Raw genomic sequence first — 14,446 nt, 5'->3', positions numbered from 1 at the left:
GCCCCGCCCACGGCCCCTGCTCGCGACAGTGGCCGTCACCATGCTGGCACTTGCCGCGTGCGGCACCGAGAAGGCAGGCGTCGACGGGCCTGACAGCGGCTCCGCTCGCTCGGCGGGGACCGCCCCCGACGTAGCGTTCACGGAGATGCTGGATCAGGTCGCGCAGCAGTGTCCGGCGAGCGCGTCGCCGGAGGCGCCGCCGAGCGGCCCGGCGGAGGCGCCGCCGACGGGTCCGGCCCAAACCCTGCCTACCGGTCCGGCCCAGACGTTGCCTACCGGTCCGGCCCAGACGCTGCCGACTGGTCCGGTGAACACACCGCCGAGTGGCGCGGTCGAGCCGATCGCTCCTACAGCAGGGCCGGAGGTGGAGTTGAACGCTCGTGACTGGTGCGCGGGCATCCTCCATGAACAGCGCATCGCCCAGGTGCTCTGGGATCTGACGGAGCCGACCCCAGCCAAGGTCAGGAGGGTCCTGAACGACCTCGGCTACATCGACGGACGCATTCACGACCTCAAGCAGTCCGGTACGACAACGCGGTTCCTTGTCGACCTGCGCGACCGAGGCGGACGACTCTGCTTGGACGGCTCGGCGGCCGCGAAGAGGACCGTCGTCGACATGTGCGTAGCCCGCGCGACCGGCCCGTTCACGCCTGCGGAACGGGAGCAGTGAGGGGGGACGCTGCTCAGCGCGGGCCGTTTCAGCAGTTCGCGACCCACTTGTGGGATGCGACGTTGCCGTTCCCGGACGTCCCCGCTCCGTTGTCCGGGACGTAGTGGTGGACGACGCATGACAACGACATCGGCATCATGGTGATGCGGGCACGCCGCTTCGGTGGAGCGCACGGTCAGGGTGTTTCGCAGCGGACGAGATGGTCGGCGCGACCGTGTTGACCGAGATAGCCCTCACCGACCGTCGCACGAGCGCCCGGCGGGAGGATGGAGCATCGGCTCGTCGCGCCGTCCTGGTAGAGCACCGAGACGCTCAACGTCTCGGCGCAGTCGTTGGCAGCGTCGGTGTACCGCCAGCTCTCGTACATCACGACGCAGGAAGGGGCAGGCCCGGAAGGGCTCGGCGCGGCGGAGACAGGCCCGGGCCCCGCGAACACGAGACCCAGGGCTGCGCCGGGCGCCACCGCCAACGCCGGTATCCGCATCCCTCTCAGCATGGTTTCACTCCTCGGATGACGCTGGTGATGTTCAAGCAGTCGCGGTTCGTTGCGTGTTGCGGCGCGAACCGAGTTCAAGAACCGAAGGTTCCAGCGCTCCGAAGCGCAGGCAAGACAGGGCGGCGGCTTCCGGACGTAAGCGCGCTTGCAGGCCAACCGTGCTCACGCCTGTGCGGGTCCTCCGTAGCAACGCCCGACACCCGAGTGAAAGTTCAACTCTTGCACAGAGGTCGGGCGATCCGCTCAGCTGCGGCCAGGAGATACCGGTCCGCCTCCCGGCCGTGTCCATGCGGCAGTTGCAAGCGTGGCCGCACGACCGCCTCGCGCCCTTTGGCCGTAAAGAGCCGGGTTGCCGGCCAACATCCTGGAGGTTCCTCGGTCCGCGCTGACCGGGGGATCAGCGGGTATCAGCCGGTGGAACTCCACGTGGTGTCCGTCAGTCCGACCGGGTTGCCGGCCGGCACGATCCCGGAGTCCAGGACCCGGCGTGCGAGCGGTTCGAGCAGGTGGGCGAGGCGAGTGGTGGCGTCGGCGCCCAGCGTCTGCCACGGTGTGAGCGCCGCCGCGTCCGTGTCCGCTTCCATCTGCTGGTGAGCGGCCGCTCCGGCCGCTGTGAGCCGCCCCGCCCCGTCGATCCAGCCGCGCTCACCCAACTTCACCTGCGCCGAACGCCATTCGTCGTCATTCCACTGACGGACGCGTCGCTGGAACTCGGCGTCGGTCTCCCCCGTCGCGCTCTTGAGCACCAGCGCCTCGACCGGCCCCAGTGCACGGCCCACCAGCACGGCGACATGGCCGTCGCCGCGGTGCTCGCGCAAAGTGGTCACCGCCTGCCAGAGCCGCACGTGGGGCCGGGCCGGGCGAGGCAGGGCCTGGTTGGCCGCACCGAGCACCCGTCCGGCCGTGTCCGCGGCGCGGGCGGCCTCCCAGGCGAGGTCGGCGGCCTCGGCCAGCTCGGCGGAGGCCACGACGTCCGGACCGTACAAGCTGGTCATCGCGGCGTCGACGGCCCGCTCGCGTGCCTCGATCACCTGGTGCGGGGAGGCGACGGACCAGGCGCCCGGCAGCGCCTTCGCCGCCCGGTCGGGGTGGAAGACGTAGAAGCAGCTGGTGACGACGGAGGCGGGGACCGGTCCGAGAGGCGCCGCGCGCAGGGCGAAGTAGCCCATCCAGTAGCCGCGCAACCCGAGACCCTCCATGGCCTCGCGCACCTCGGGGGTGAAGTAGACCAGTTGGTGAACCGGCTCGAACCTCTCCCACATCGACCGTGCGACGTTGTCGATCATTCAGGTCCTCCCGGCTCGTCCTGGTCGGCTGCGGCAGACGCCGAGAGGCAGCATCCATCATGACAGCGGTCATAACAACCCCCGGCACCCTCCCCCAGTCCATCAGGCGCCTTGCCGGATCTATCGAATCTCGATAAGTTCCTATCGCGTTTCGATGCGTTTCGATCGAGAGGGAAGTGATGGGAAACATTGCGGTGCTCGCCCTGCGTGCCGTGGTCGTCGTACTGCTCGCCGGGACACTGTTCGTGCAGACGCTGATGGTCGCTCAGCTGGCCGATGGCTCGCAGGGCGGCGTGCTGGCGGATCGACGGGTGCCGATCGTGCTGATCGTGGTCCTGGGCATCGTGGCGGCGCAGGTGGTGCTGGTCTGCGTATGGCAGTTGGCGGCGATGGTCCGACGCGGAACGGTGTTCTCCCACGCCGCCTTCCGCTATGTGCACGTCGTGATCGGCGCCTTCGCCGCGGCAGCACTGCTCGTGTTCGCGCTGGGTGTCGTTCTGGCCCCGGGCGAGGCGGTGGCCCCGGGCATCGTGCTCCTGCTGGGCGGGGTCTGCCTGGCGGTCCTGGGAGTCGCCCTGATCGTCTGGGTGCTGCGGATGCTCTTGGGCCAGGCGGTCGCGCGCGACGTGGAGGCCGCGCGGATGCGGGCAGAGCTGGCGGAGGTGATCTGATGCCGATCGTCGTCGACATCGACGTGATGCTGGCCAGACGGAAGATGTCCGTCGGCGAGCTGGCCGAACGCGTGGGTATCACACCCGCCAACCTGGCGGTACTCAAGAACGGGCGCGCCAAGGCCGTGCGTTTCGCCACGCTGGCCGCACTCTGCGAGGCGCTCCACTGCCAGCCCGGAGATCTGCTCCGCTGGGAGGCGGAGGATCCCTTGGACGGGGCTGCGGACGGAGACGGGACCGCGCCAGTGGACGGGGTCACGCATGCGGGAGGCCGACCGTGAACTCCTACGGCATCAGCGACCTCGGAACCACTGCCAGTACCGACGTTCTGGTCGTCGGCGCGGGATTGGCCGGCCTGCACACCGCCACGCTCCTCGCCCGGCACGGCCACGACGTGCTCCTGGTCGACCGGCGGACCAGCCTCTCCCGTGCGATCCGCACCACGGGGATCTTCGTCCGCAAGACGCTCGACGACTTCCCGCTGCCGCCCGAGCACCTCGGCCCGCCCATTCGGCGTGTGCTGCTCTACCCGCCTGATCTGCGACGCCCCGTCAGCCTGGTCAGCGCCCGCGACGAATACCGGGTGGGCGACATGGGGCCGCTCTACGCGACGACGGCGGCCGCGGCGACGGCCGCGGGCGTGCGGATCGCCCTGGGCACGCGCTACGCCGGCCGTCAGGGCAGGATGTTCCACCTGATCGGTCGCGACGGGCCGGCGACGATCCGGGCACGCTTCGTCGTCGGCGCCGACGGAGCACGCTCCAGCGTGGCCCGCGACCTGGAGCTCGACCGCAACCGGCACCTGCTGGTCGGCGCCGAGGAGGTCTTCCGACTCGCCGGGCACGACGAACCACCGACCTTCCACTGCGTGCTCGACCCGTCGCTCGCTCCCGGCTATCTGGCCTGGGTGGTCAACGACGGACAGCACGCCCACGTCGGCGTCGCCGGCTATGGCGACCGCTTCCCGGAAGGACTCCGCGGAGCCCTGCGGCGGTTCAGCGCGTCCGCGCCCGGGCTGGCCGGCGTCGAGCGTCCCGACGCGGTCGAGCGACGCGGAGGGCCGATTCCGGTCGGTGGGGTGCTGCGCCGTATCAGCTGCGCGGACGGGATTCTGGTGGGCGACGCGGCGGGGGCCGTCTCGCCCCTCACCGCCGGTGGCCTGGATCCGTGCCTGCGGCTGTCGGAGTTCGCAGCCGAGGTCCTCGACGACGCGCTGCGCACCGGGCGGCCGGACGCGCTGTCCCCCTACAACGGAGCCGCGCTGCGTGCTCGCTTCCAAGGGCGGCTCATCTTGCGCAGGGGGCTGGCCCACGTCCGCACGCCGGCCGCGGCTACAGCGGCATTCACCCTGCTGCGCACCCGCCCGGGCCGGGCCGCGGCCGGCCGCATCCTGTTCGGCGACAAGTCCTTCCCTCTCCCCGCTCCACAGCCCGCACCCGCTGCGTCCAGGTGATGCGCCGGGCGACATGAACGGGTGACCCACCGGCCGTCTCCGTCAGCGCGTCGGCGGGCCCCCGCAGCGGGGCAAGGGCGCGTGACCTGGGTCGCGCGTGTTGCACGGAGGGGGGCTTGACCGGTGACGCCGGTGTAATGCGGTGGAAGTGGGTTTCGAGTTCCTGCTTGGATGCCCGGCGTGACGTCTGCGGATCTTGCTGATCATGGTGATCGTCGTGCTCTGCTGGGCCGACTCGAGCAGTACTACGACGCGGTTCCCCGCTCGGGTGCCCGGGCCGAGGACTTCGGGCCACTGACCCTGTTCCTACGCGAGGGACAGGGCTGGCCCTTCTACGCACGGCCGACCCTGGGGTGGTCCGGAGCGGTGAGTGCCGCCGATGTGAACCGGGTCCGCGCCAGACAGCGGGAACTGGGCGTCCCGGAGAGTTTCGAGTGGGTCGCGGAGACGACGCCGGCGCTCAGGGCCGCAGTGGAGGAGGCAGGACTGGCGGTGCACGAGCACCCCCTGATGGTGCTCGACCCCGGCGCACCGACTCCCGCAGTGCGCGAGGTGCCCGAGATGTCGGACGGCGTCGTGGTTCGGATGCTCGGACCCGGTGATCCCGTCCTGCCGAGCGCACTGGCCGTTCCGCGGCTGGCGTTCGGCGAACCCGGCACCGCCGTCGGTGCGGCCGGTCCGGCGGACCTGCGCGAGGCTGTGCTTGGCAGTGCCGGTGACGGCTCGGTGGAACGCGCTGTGGCGCGTATCGAGGCCGGACTGACGTTCGTTGCCGCCGCGGCTGAGGGCGGAGACGCGCTGTGCGCCGGTCAGCACCAGCCGGTCGGCGCCGTCACCGAGATCGTAGGAGTGGGAACCTTGCCGGCCGCGCGGCGTCGAGGGCTCGCGCAAGCGGTCACGGCGGTACTGGTCGCCGATGCCCGGTCGCGAGGCGCCGAGACCGTCTTCCTGTCCGCGGGCACCGATGACGTAGCCCGCATCTACGCCCGGCTCGGGTTCCGCTCCGTTGCCACGGCACTGATCGCCGAGCCCGGTGAATAACGCGGGTGTTGCTCGAACAGACCTCTCGGCACGGCACTCCGGGCTCTTGGCGAGCCGCCGAATATGCTGACGGACACCGCGCGACCGACGTGGGGAGTGACAAACCGCTCCGGGGGACGGTCGCGGTTCGTCGGCCATGATCGCATCGGCATCACCGCTGCCGCCACAGGTTCCCATGACTGACCGACAGCGGGTGCCTGTCGCGACGAGCACCCGGATCGTTCCGGTCAGCGGCGCAAAAGCCTCGGAACACACCGTCGTCGTCTACGGCTGCCGCGAACTCTTGGAAGTCCATGTTGGCGTCCGAGGGTGTTCTCGATGCTCCACGGCTCGGCGGCCACAACACGGACAGAGCGCCCGGGGCTCACCCCACCTGTCGACCACGAGCAGCGGCAGTTCAGCGGAGGAGGCGAGAGTCACGGAGTCCGCCAGGACGAGAAGCGGTGCGGATGACAAGCGCTTCCAAGGTGCAGGAGAGCCGGCTCGTGTATGGAGTCGGGGGAATCACCGAGGCGCCGGTGGACGCTGCCTCCTACAACAGTGGTGGGAGAAAGGAATACTCGATGAACCACCACAAGGTGCGCGACGTGATGAGCGACGCGGTCGTCCGGGTCCAGGGCGGTACGCCGTTCAAGGAGATCGCCCATCTGTTGCAGGAGTACGACATCACCGCGGTTCCCGTGGTCGACGACCAGGAACGTCCGATGGGTGTGGTGTCGGAGGCCGACCTCCTGCACAAGATGCAGGGCTGGCCGACGGGCGGGGTCGACGGGCTGCCGCAGCCGGCCAAGGCGGGGGCCACCGACGCGGCGGGGCTGATGACGTCACCGGCGCTGTGCGCGCGGGAGGACTGGAGTGTGGTCGACGCGGCCCGGGTGATGTCACGGCACCGGGTCAAGCGGCTCCTTGTCGTCGGTGACGACGGTCGCCTGATCGGGGTGGTGAGCAGGAGCGATCTGCTGCGGGTGTTCCTGCGGGCGGACCAAGCGATCCGCAGGGAGATCGTCGAGGAGGTCCTCGTCAAGGCGCTGGGCGAGGCGCCCTCCGCCGTCCAGGTGGACGTGACGCACGGCCACGTCGTGCTCAGCGGGTACCTGGCCCGGACCACGGTCCCCGTCCTGGAGGACATGTGCCGCGATGTCGACGGGGTCGTGGCCGTCGAGTTCCGGCCGCTGCGCGCACCCCTGCTCGGCGAACCCCTGGAGCCGCCGGCCCGCTCTGCCTGATTCCCCCTGGCAATGCCACGTGGCGTCATCGGGAAGAGCAGTGATGGCACGCCTGCCTCACGGCAGCCATCCGTGACTGCCGATGTCGTACAGGCGATCACCCTGTCGAGCCGCGGTCCTGGGCCGGTCGCGCGGCCGGCCCACGGGAAGCGGGGGTGCGCGACACGAGGCCCAGCGCGCCCGTCACGCTCACTGGGTGACGATGGGCGGCACGACCTGGTCGACCGGCGGGTGCGCGGAAAGGCCGGGCCCCGGAGGGCCCGGCCGGCCGGGTCAGCCGGGTCAGCCCGTGTTCAGCGTCCACTTCTGATTCGCGCCGCCGGTGCACGTCCAGATCTGGGCGGGAGTACCGTCAGCGGAGTTGTTGCCCGTCACGTCGAGGCACTTGTCCGCTCCGGTGTTGACCACGTCGTGGGTGGCGGGGTTGTACGACCACTGTTGCGCCGAGGTGCCGTTGCAGGTGTAGAGCTGCACCCTGGCCCCGTCGGCCGTCGAAGCTCCACTGACGTCGAGGCACTTGCCGAGTGCGCGGACACTGCCGTCCGAACCGACCGTCCAGCGCTGGGCCGATGAGCCGTTGCACGTGTACAGCTGCACTGCCGTGCCGTCGGCGTTGCTGCCGCCGGCGACGTCCAGGCACTTTCCGGCGAGTCCCACGAGGCTGCCCGTGTCGCCGCCCGGGTTGCCCGACGGCGTGCCGGACCAGGTGAAGGTGGCGGTCGTGCGGGCGGGCAGCGTGTAGTGGAACGACTGCGAGCCCCAGTCGACCCGGACGGACCGGGCCGACGCGCTGCCGTTGTGTGCGATCAGCGCCTTGGAGCCGTCCGGGTTGCGCCAGGCGACGTTGGGCACGGTGGTGCCGGCGGTGGACGCGATCCGGTGGGCACCGGGCCTGACGAACTTGGTCAGGTGGCCGGTGGTGTAGTACTCGACCGTGTAGTCCACCTGCCCCGCGCGCGGCCCGCCCTCCTGGACGGTGATCAGGCCCGTGCAGGTGCCGCACCCGCCGTTGTGCGGGCCCATGTTCTGGTTCAGGGCCAGACTCCACTTGACCAGGCTGCCGCTCCAGTTGCGGGCGTAGTTGATGATGTCCGCCAGGTCCTCGTTGTGCTGGTTGCCGATCCAGGTGCCGCCGGAGTGCTCGGTGCTGAACTGCCGTACGTTCGGGTACTGCTGGTGCACCTGGCTGCCCACGGCGGGGTCCCCGGAGTAGCCGTGCCATGCGATGCCGCCGAAGAGGGGGTCGTTGCGCACGCCGGCGTCCGCCAGGATGGGGGCTCCGATGGCGGGGTAGTCCCCGTAGTTCCAGTCGTGGACCAGGATCTTGGTGTCGATGCCGGCCGCGCGGAAGGCCGGGTACACGTGGTTCTTCGTGAACTCGATCAGACCGGAGGCGTTCCAGTTCATGCCCGGGTAGTCCATGGCGGTGGGGTTGCTCGCCTGACAGCAGTTCGGTTCGTTCTGCACCGAGATGTAGTCGATGTCCACGCCGGCTGCCTGGTAGCTCTGGATGTACTTCACCAGGTACTGGGCGTACATGGGGTAGTACTCCCACTTCAGCCAGCCCATCTGGTCCATGCGGCCGTTGTCCTTCATCCAGCCCGGCGCGCTCCACGGAACGCCTTTGACGCGCAGCGCCGGGTTGAGCTGCTTGGCCTGGGTGGTCAGCAGGCGGACGTTGGTGTCGTAGCCGTTGGCGCCGAAGTCGCCGAGGTCGCAGCAGGTGTCGTCGAGGGAGACGTGGCCGGGCCGGGACAGGTCCGAGGCGCCGATGGGGTTGCGGACGAAGGAGAGGCCTATGCCCTCGGTGGGCGAGAACAGGCGGCGCATCACGCTGTCACGGGTCGACGCGCTGATGGCGCCGCCGCGCAGCAGGTGGGCGGTGGTGTCCGTGATGGACGCGCCGCCCCCTTCGAACTGCTGGTACGTCGTGGCCTCGTCGACGTTGATGGTCTGGTCCGCGCTGCCGCCGGTGGGGCCGAAGTTCACGGCGGCCTGCTGCGCGAGTCCGCGGGTGACGTTGCGGCCGGCGGAGTCCGATGTCGTGGTGAGCCAGACGTCGACACGCTCCCCCGCGGCCGCGGCCGGTGAGGCCGGGCCCAGGCCCGCGACCAGGGCGAGGGCCAGGAGCAGGACAGCTGTCGCGGCGCCCGGCCGTCGCACGGCCGGGGGCGTTCCACGCATGAGCGGAAGTCTGAGTAGCAGGGTCATGGCATGACCTCTCTGTGGGGGGTCCTCACCCTTCACGGCATGCGACTGGCTTAACTTAAGGCCTGATTAAACTGACAGGGCATGTACCCGTCAACAGTGGCGGCCGTGCGCCCTGGAACACCCCGGTACGCCTTGCCCCGGCTCAGCCGTTCAGGATGCCGCCGGCCTCGGTGACGGGGACCGTGTCCGCCGCCCGCAGCACCGTCACGCGCACCGGCTCGCCGATGTCCGACAGAGCCATGGTCAGCGTCGACCGCGCGCCGGACATGTTCACGCTCATCCGAATCTGCACCAGCGCCCCCGGCCGTCGACCCCGCGCCGACCGGGCGGCTGGTGTCGGGCCTGGTGTCGCGGTGCTCAGCGGTCGACCTGTCTAGCAGGGCCTGACGAACCAGACGGGGGTCCAGTTGTAGCTGGGCTCGCTGTAGGTGGCACCGGGCGTGGTGAAGATGACGTTGCGGTTCTGGGCCTTGAACAGGGCACGGGTGCCGGGGGTCTGGTGGTTGTAGTAGGAGCCGTCACCGGTCCAGCCCTGCAACGCGTAGTCCTGGCAGTGATAGAACGCGAGCCGGTCGCCCAGGCCGAGTTGCTGACGGAACATGCAGAAGTAGCCGTAGTCGCATTCCCACTGGGCCGCCGCGCGGGTTCCGGTCGTCGTGCTCAAATCGCGCACGGACTTCTCACCGGGAACGGTGACCGTCAGCGTGGCGCCGTCCGCCAGGACGATCTCGTTCGCCGCGACCTGACGACCGTCGTGGCGGGCAAGGTAGCGGTCCACCTTCGCCTGGAGAGCGTCGGCGTCGCCTCGGCTGAGGCCGGCAGCGCGGGCCTGTTCCCCGAAGACCGCACGGGACTGCGTGGTCCCCGCGGATGCCGGCCCGGCAAGGCTCACGGACAGCAGAGCCAGGGCGGCCACTGCGAGGGATGCGTACCGCTTGAGTATGGACACGCCATTCCTTCCCTGGGGTTTGTGATGTGTGGCGGAACGTACTCGGGATGCCCCGCGGCGTCTTCCTGACAAGTGTCAGGAAGACGTCGCCAGGCAGGGCCATTTGGTGCCGCGGCACACCGAACCACTTCCCCACATCGCGCGTCTTCAGGTGTGCAGGCGCGCGCTGACCTCGTGCGCCGATTCGTATGGAGGGGAACCGAATCATGAAGAGCAAGCTGACTGCCGTCGTCCTTGCGGCCGTTGTCGTCGGGGGCAGTGCCGCTGCCGCCGTCCCGGCCTCGGCCGCCGCCAAGGCGGAGCCGACGCGCTGCCACACCGCCGACCTCAAGGCCGGCTTCGCCACGGGGGATGACGCGAGGCCGGAGATGGGGCAGAGCGAGAAGCAGACCCAGGCGTACATCTGGTTCACCAACCGGAGCAAGCGCACCTGCACCCTGTCCGGATTCGCCGGCGTCGACATGATCGGCGCTCAGAAGACCGACGGCACCTGGTCGCTGGCGCGCTCCTCCAAGACGCCAGTGAAGATGACACTGGAGCAGGGCGACACGGTGGACTTCAGCATCACCCTGCTCCCCGTGGCCGGGTCCACTCCGCAGCAGGAGAAGTTCGTGCCCGCGAAGTTCCTGGTCACCCCTCCGAACGAGACGGAGCACTTCACACTGGCGTGGCCGTTCGGCGGCCAGATCCTCAAGCAGGACGCCGCCACCCGCCCGGCCACCTACCTCAACCCGATCGGTATGTAGGTACCCGGACGGTTATGGCGGGAGGTCACTGTCGCGGAGCCTCGCGAGGGGCGCCCCGGCCCGAGCGTGAACCGCGGTAGGCGGCGCGGCGGGTAGCGGCCAGGGCGCCGCCAGGCGCGAACGCGCGCACGCTGTTGCGGTAGATGTCGAAGTCGAGGGTGTCCTCCTGCCCGACCGGCAGCACGGCCCGCACCGTCAGCACGGCGAACCGCCGCCAGGACCGGTCGGCGGTCTCGGCGCACAGGTCGTAGACGAGCGGCCCGGCCGCCAGCGCGGCGGCCATGCTCTGCGGGTCGCCGGGCACCGGCGCCTGCCGGGTCCGGCGGGGGAAGGCCGCCAGCAGCCGGGACCGGCCGGCCACCCGGTACGGGAGCAGGCTGGAGTACGGGCCGCGCAGCGCGTCGGCACGGGGAAGCGGCACATGCCGTCCGGCCCGGCCACGGCCGCTGCTGGTCATGAGCAGGTCGAGGGTGCGGTCCGGGCCGTCGGCGTCCGTCACGCGCACGGCCAGGCCCAGCCCGTCGGGCAGGCGCCGGGGCAGACCTCCCGCACGCGAGAGGCGGACCGTGGCGGTGAGCCGCCGGGGTATGTCCAGCCACGGCACGTGCCATGGTCCGGCCCCGTCCTCCACCACCTCCAGTTCGCCGGTGCAGGTCAGCCCCTGGGGGTGGAGGGCCGGGGCGTGGCGCAGCCGGGCCAGCGCTCGGAAGCCGGCCTCGACCAGTGCGGCCGGCCGGGACGGGGACGACGGCTGTCCGCCGGCTGCGCGGACCGGGTCGGCGGACGCGTCGGGCACTCTCATGATTCCGGCCACCCGTCCCCGCGCCCATCGGCCTCGGCCTCGCGGTCGGAGGAGGAGTCGGAAGTACCCTGGCGGCCCCTGGGGGAAAGGCGCTCCCCGGAACTGGTGGGCACGCGGCGCAGCGGTCCGTCCGCCGGCTCGCCGTCCTGGCCGGTCCGCTCCGTCGGCGAGCAGGCGTGGATCGTGACACGACGCTCCGCGCAGTCGCGGCCGTCGGTGCGGTGGTCGGGCAGGTCGGTCCACAGCGCCTCCGCCCCGACGACGGTGGCGGCCGGCTCCTGTAGTCCCTGGCCGTCTGACGTCCGCCCGGGCGGGGGGAAAAGCGGCAGTGGTGCCTTCATCGTCCACGCCTCCCGGTCCACCGGCCGCCGGGGGCGGTGGCGGGGGCGCTCCGGAACCAGGCCGCGATCCATGCCGCCTCCATCGCGGCGTCCAGGAGGTAGGTGGGCCTGAGCCGCCCCTTGGGGACGTAGACCAGATCGACCGCCAGCAGCGTGGCAGCGGTGACCAGGCCGATGCGGCGGGCGTGTTTCGGGCCCTCCGGATCCGCGACGGCGGCCAGTTGCGTGAGGCCGGCGCCCGCCAGCAGTCCGCCCGTGGTCATCTGCAGCCAGTCGTCGGCCTTCGGTCCGTAGACCCACTCGAAGCTGCGCAGGTGCACCAGCGGCCACAGGCCGCCCACGACGTTGAACGCACCGTGCGCGGCGGCGACCGTCACCGCGGGCACGGGACGAGGACCTTTTCCCACGAGTGCCTCCCTCCACGGGGCGGCCCGGGTACCCCTGGTCCGGCGTCTCTACTCGGACCACGAGACGACACTCCGGCCCCTGGCCGAGGAAGGAGCCGGGCTCCGCATGCTGCCGTCACGACAAGGCGGACCTGGGGCGGCACGCGCTCAGGGCTGCTCGCCGCGCGCGTACGGGTCGAGGAGTGTGCGGAGCACGGCGTCACCGGACGGGTCGACCTCCTCGGTGTCCGCGCCGGGTGGGACGAACAGTGTGCAGGCGACCGGGGTGCGTCCGGCCATGCGGTGGGTGCCGAGCAGACGGCCGGTACGGGCCTCCAGAACCCGTACCTCGTACCGCCCGCGTAGTGGGAGATCTCCCGGCCCGCTTCGACGGCGACTCGTACCGGCACACCTTGAGGAGCCTGCCCCGCCCCTCGTACCGGGCGCCGATCCGGCCTCCCCCGACGCCGTGGGCTGCCGGAGGCGGGGTGGCCACGGTAGACGCTCGTCGCCGACCGCACGCCGACCCGGCGGACAGCAGACAGCAGACAGCAGACAGCAGACACACGATCGTTCGGCTTCGCCCGGTCCGTCCACGACCGCCGGCAGGTCTTGCGCGCATGCCTGGCCAGCCCTCTGCGGATGATCAGCCGGTGCTCCGCGTGTCCTGGTCCGTCCGCCGGGTTCGCCGCACGGCGGTGACCGCGCCGAGCACCACGCCGACGGCCACGATCACCAGCCCCCGCAGCCACACCTGCGCCTCGATCTGCGTGGCGAGCAGGACACAGGACGCGATGCCCAGCACCGGCAGTACGGTCGGGCTCCGGAAATGGTCGGTTTCGCCCGGGTCCCGGCGCAGCACCAGCACCGCCGTGTTGACCATGAGGAAGACGACCAGCAGGAGCAGGACCAGGGTGGACGCCAGGGTGGCGACACTGCCCGTGAGCGCGAGGAACATCGCCAGCAGGGTGGTGACCGCGATCGCGGCCCACGGCGTGCGACGGCCCGGCAGCACCTTGGTCAGCGCGGCGGGCAGCAGCCCGTCCTTCGCCATGCCGTAGGCCAGGCGGGAGGACATGATGCCGGTGAGCAGCGCGCCGTTCGCCACGGCGACGAGCGCGATGGCGCTGAACAGGCGGGGCGGCACGCCGCCCGCCTCCTCGACGACCTCCAGCAGCGGCCCGCTCGACCCGGCCAGCCGGTCGGTCGGCACCGCCGCGCTGGCGGCCAGGCCCACCAGCAGATACACGGCTCCGGCGGTGGCGAGGGCGCCGAACAAGGCGCGTGGATAGGAGCGCCGCGGGTCGCGGGTCTCCTCGGCGACGTTCACCGAGGTCTCGAACCCGACGAAGGAGTAGTACGCCAGTACCGAACCGCTCAGTACGGCCGCGGCCGCTCCCTTCTCCGGCGTGCCCAGCTGCGTGAGCCGCCCGGCATCGCCGTCACCGCGCAGCAGCAGCCACGCGCCGAGGACGACGATCACGGCCAGTCCGCCCACCTCGACGACGGTGGCGACGACGTTGGCGCGGGTCGACTCCTTGATGCCTCGTGCGTTGACCAGCGCGAGCAGGGCCAGGAACAGCACGGCCACGAGCCCCACGGGCAGGGTCACGAAGGCCGACAGGTAGTCACCGCCGAAGCCTCGGGCGAGCGCGGCCACGGAGACGATCCCGGCGGCCAGCATGCAGAAGCCCGCCACGAAGCCGGCGAAGGGCCCGAAAGCGCGCGTCGCGTAGTGGGAGGCTCCGCCCGCCCGCGGATACTTCGTCGCCAGCTCCGCGTAGGAGGCGGCGGTCAGCAGCGCCAGCAGCAGCGCGACGACCAGCGGTACCCACACCGCTCCGCCGGCGTCGGCGGCGATCTGCCCGACCAGCACGTACACGCCGGCGCCGAGCACGTCGCCCAGGATGAAGAAGTACAGCAGCGGGGTCGTCAGCGCGCGCTTGAGCGCCGTCTCCTCCCGTGCTCCGCCCTGTCTCTCCGCCAACGCCCTGTTCCCGGTTTCTCTTGCCATACCGCCTCGTGTCCCCCGTCCCGGGGAATGCACGCTCGGCCACCTGTGGCAGCACGGAGAGGTCAGGCAGTGGTCGCTGACCGTGACGAACGGGCTGGTGGCTTCCGTTCACACTGCGACTCAGTCACGGTGAGTGACCGTTCCGCTGACCGGG

Annotated in this window: 18 protein-coding genes; 7 read left to right on the top strand and 11 right to left on the bottom strand. The window is 70.9% G+C overall.

Annotated elements, in window-relative coordinates; genetic code table 11:
* Window positions 1-28: 28 nt before the first annotated feature.
* Window positions 29-670, top strand: a complete 642-nt coding sequence (locus ABTZ58_RS18655) for a hypothetical protein (protein ID WP_351357417.1) — start codon at window positions 29-31, stop codon at window positions 668-670.
* 175 nt (window positions 671-845) lie between these two features.
* Here the strand turns inward: ABTZ58_RS18655 and ABTZ58_RS18650 are convergent, their stop codons facing one another.
* Window positions 846-1,154 carry an alpha-amylase inhibitor gene (locus tag ABTZ58_RS18650; RefSeq protein ID WP_351357666.1) on the bottom strand — a complete coding sequence of 103 codons (309 nt, stop codon included), beginning with the start codon at window positions 1,152-1,154 and terminating at the stop codon, window positions 846-848.
* Window positions 1,155-1,573: 419 nt separating this feature from the next.
* Window positions 1,574-2,452, bottom strand: coding sequence for an SCO6745 family protein (locus ABTZ58_RS18645; RefSeq protein ID WP_351357414.1), 879 nt, complete (start codon window positions 2,450-2,452; stop codon window positions 1,574-1,576).
* Window positions 2,453-2,631: 179 nt separating this feature from the next.
* On the opposite strand from ABTZ58_RS18645, the gene ABTZ58_RS18640 reads away from it, so the two are divergent.
* The 4 genes from ABTZ58_RS18640 (at window position 2,632) to ABTZ58_RS18625 (ending at window position 5,617) form a co-directional block, all read left to right on the top strand.
* On the top strand, window positions 2,632-3,123 hold the full coding sequence (locus ABTZ58_RS18640) for a DUF2975 domain-containing protein (RefSeq protein ID WP_351357411.1): 492 nt from the start codon (window positions 2,632-2,634) through the stop codon (window positions 3,121-3,123).
* Window positions 3,123-3,404 carry a helix-turn-helix domain-containing protein gene (locus ABTZ58_RS18635; protein ID WP_351357408.1) on the top strand — a complete coding sequence of 94 codons (282 nt, stop codon included), beginning with the start codon at window positions 3,123-3,125 and terminating at the stop codon, window positions 3,402-3,404. The genes ABTZ58_RS18640 and ABTZ58_RS18635 overlap by 1 nt, the downstream gene beginning before the upstream one ends.
* Window positions 3,401-4,576: an FAD-dependent oxidoreductase gene (locus ABTZ58_RS18630; protein WP_351357405.1), complete on the top strand. Its 1,176-nt coding sequence runs from the start codon at window positions 3,401-3,403 to the stop codon at window positions 4,574-4,576. Before ABTZ58_RS18635 ends, ABTZ58_RS18630 begins: the two co-directional genes overlap by 4 nt.
* 171 nt (window positions 4,577-4,747) lie before the next feature.
* Complete coding sequence (locus ABTZ58_RS18625; RefSeq protein ID WP_351357402.1) at window positions 4,748-5,617, top strand: GNAT family N-acetyltransferase; 870 nt, start codon at window positions 4,748-4,750, stop codon at window positions 5,615-5,617.
* A gap of 151 nt (window positions 5,618-5,768) precedes the next feature.
* Here the strand turns inward: ABTZ58_RS18625 and ABTZ58_RS40205 are convergent, their stop codons facing one another.
* Window positions 5,769-5,963, bottom strand: coding sequence for a DUF6924 domain-containing protein (locus ABTZ58_RS40205; protein ID WP_502996091.1), 195 nt, complete (start codon window positions 5,961-5,963; stop codon window positions 5,769-5,771).
* A gap of 217 nt (window positions 5,964-6,180) precedes the next feature.
* Between ABTZ58_RS40205 and ABTZ58_RS18620 the strand changes: the two genes are divergently transcribed.
* Window positions 6,181-6,843, top strand: coding sequence for a CBS domain-containing protein (locus tag ABTZ58_RS18620; RefSeq protein WP_351357399.1), 663 nt, complete (start codon window positions 6,181-6,183; stop codon window positions 6,841-6,843).
* A 282-nt stretch (window positions 6,844-7,125) separates the two neighbouring features.
* Here the strand turns inward: ABTZ58_RS18620 and ABTZ58_RS18615 are convergent, their stop codons facing one another.
* From ABTZ58_RS18615 to ABTZ58_RS18605, 3 genes are all read right to left on the bottom strand, one after another.
* Window positions 7,126-9,054: a lectin gene (locus ABTZ58_RS18615; RefSeq protein WP_502996090.1), complete on the bottom strand. Its 1,929-nt coding sequence runs from the start codon at window positions 9,052-9,054 to the stop codon at window positions 7,126-7,128.
* Window positions 9,055-9,196: 142 nt separating this feature from the next.
* On the bottom strand, window positions 9,197-9,334 hold the full coding sequence (locus ABTZ58_RS18610) for a hypothetical protein (protein ID WP_351357393.1): 138 nt from the start codon (window positions 9,332-9,334) through the stop codon (window positions 9,197-9,199).
* Between the two features lie 93 nt (window positions 9,335-9,427).
* A complete protein-coding gene (locus ABTZ58_RS18605) occupies window positions 9,428-10,003 on the bottom strand; it encodes a hypothetical protein (RefSeq protein WP_351357390.1) in 576 nt (191 codons plus the stop codon).
* Between the two features lie 206 nt (window positions 10,004-10,209).
* Here ABTZ58_RS18605 and ABTZ58_RS18600 point away from each other — a divergent pair, with 206 nt between their 5' ends.
* Window positions 10,210-10,749, top strand: coding sequence for a DUF4232 domain-containing protein (locus ABTZ58_RS18600; protein ID WP_351357387.1), 540 nt, complete (start codon window positions 10,210-10,212; stop codon window positions 10,747-10,749).
* A gap of 25 nt (window positions 10,750-10,774) precedes the next feature.
* On the opposite strand, the gene ABTZ58_RS18595 is transcribed toward ABTZ58_RS18600, so the two are convergent.
* The 5 genes from ABTZ58_RS18595 to ABTZ58_RS18575 form a co-directional block, all read right to left on the bottom strand.
* Window positions 10,775-11,551: a phosphodiesterase gene (locus ABTZ58_RS18595; RefSeq protein WP_351357384.1), complete on the bottom strand. Its 777-nt coding sequence runs from the start codon at window positions 11,549-11,551 to the stop codon at window positions 10,775-10,777.
* Window positions 11,548-11,892: a hypothetical protein gene (locus tag ABTZ58_RS18590; RefSeq protein ID WP_351357381.1), complete on the bottom strand. Its 345-nt coding sequence runs from the start codon at window positions 11,890-11,892 to the stop codon at window positions 11,548-11,550. Before ABTZ58_RS18590 ends, ABTZ58_RS18595 begins: the two co-directional genes overlap by 4 nt.
* Window positions 11,889-12,278, bottom strand: a complete 390-nt coding sequence (locus ABTZ58_RS18585) for a hypothetical protein (protein WP_351357378.1) — start codon at window positions 12,276-12,278, stop codon at window positions 11,889-11,891. Before ABTZ58_RS18585 ends, ABTZ58_RS18590 begins: the two co-directional genes overlap by 4 nt.
* A gap of 168 nt (window positions 12,279-12,446) precedes the next feature.
* Window positions 12,447-12,578 carry a hypothetical protein gene (locus ABTZ58_RS18580; protein ID WP_351357375.1) on the bottom strand — a complete coding sequence of 44 codons (132 nt, stop codon included), beginning with the start codon at window positions 12,576-12,578 and terminating at the stop codon, window positions 12,447-12,449.
* A gap of 346 nt (window positions 12,579-12,924) precedes the next feature.
* Window positions 12,925-14,292 carry an APC family permease gene (locus ABTZ58_RS18575; RefSeq protein ID WP_351357372.1) on the bottom strand — a complete coding sequence of 456 codons (1,368 nt, stop codon included), beginning with the start codon at window positions 14,290-14,292 and terminating at the stop codon, window positions 12,925-12,927.
* Window positions 14,293-14,446: the final 154 nt, after the last annotated feature.

The organism is Streptomyces sp. NPDC094143 (genome assembly GCF_040303825.1).
Taxonomy (GTDB): Bacteria; Actinomycetota; Actinomycetes; order Streptomycetales; family Streptomycetaceae; genus Streptomyces.
The sequence above is the reverse complement of the archived record's forward strand: the minus strand, read 5'-3'. Positions and strand labels throughout refer to the sequence as shown.

Coding starts and splice junctions, on each gene's coding strand:
- ABTZ58_RS18650 (WP_351357666.1), bottom strand. CDS start 1,154: ATGCGGATACCGGCGTTGGCGGTGGCGCCCGGCGCAGCCCTGGGTCTC.
- ABTZ58_RS18645 (WP_351357414.1), bottom strand. CDS start 2,452: ATGATCGACAACGTCGCACGGTCGATGTGGGAGAGGTTCGAGCCGGTT.
- ABTZ58_RS18640 (WP_351357411.1), top strand. CDS start 2,632: ATGGGAAACATTGCGGTGCTCGCCCTGCGTGCCGTGGTCGTCGTACTG.
- ABTZ58_RS18635 (WP_351357408.1), top strand. CDS start 3,123: ATGCCGATCGTCGTCGACATCGACGTGATGCTGGCCAGACGGAAGATG.
- ABTZ58_RS18625 (WP_351357402.1), top strand. CDS start 4,748: ATGCCCGGCGTGACGTCTGCGGATCTTGCTGATCATGGTGATCGTCGT.
- ABTZ58_RS18620 (WP_351357399.1), top strand. CDS start 6,181: ATGAACCACCACAAGGTGCGCGACGTGATGAGCGACGCGGTCGTCCGG.
- ABTZ58_RS18615 (WP_502996090.1), bottom strand. CDS start 9,054: ATGACCCTGCTACTCAGACTTCCGCTCATGCGTGGAACGCCCCCGGCC.
- ABTZ58_RS18610 (WP_351357393.1), bottom strand. CDS start 9,334: ATGAGCGTGAACATGTCCGGCGCGCGGTCGACGCTGACCATGGCTCTG.
- ABTZ58_RS18600 (WP_351357387.1), top strand. CDS start 10,210: ATGAAGAGCAAGCTGACTGCCGTCGTCCTTGCGGCCGTTGTCGTCGGG.
- ABTZ58_RS18595 (WP_351357384.1), bottom strand. CDS start 11,551: ATGAGAGTGCCCGACGCGTCCGCCGACCCGGTCCGCGCAGCCGGCGGA.
- ABTZ58_RS18590 (WP_351357381.1), bottom strand. CDS start 11,892: ATGAAGGCACCACTGCCGCTTTTCCCCCCGCCCGGGCGGACGTCAGAC.
- ABTZ58_RS18580 (WP_351357375.1), bottom strand. CDS start 12,578: ATGGCCGGACGCACCCCGGTCGCCTGCACACTGTTCGTCCCACCCGGC.
- ABTZ58_RS18575 (WP_351357372.1), bottom strand. CDS start 14,292: ATGGCAAGAGAAACCGGGAACAGGGCGTTGGCGGAGAGACAGGGCGGA.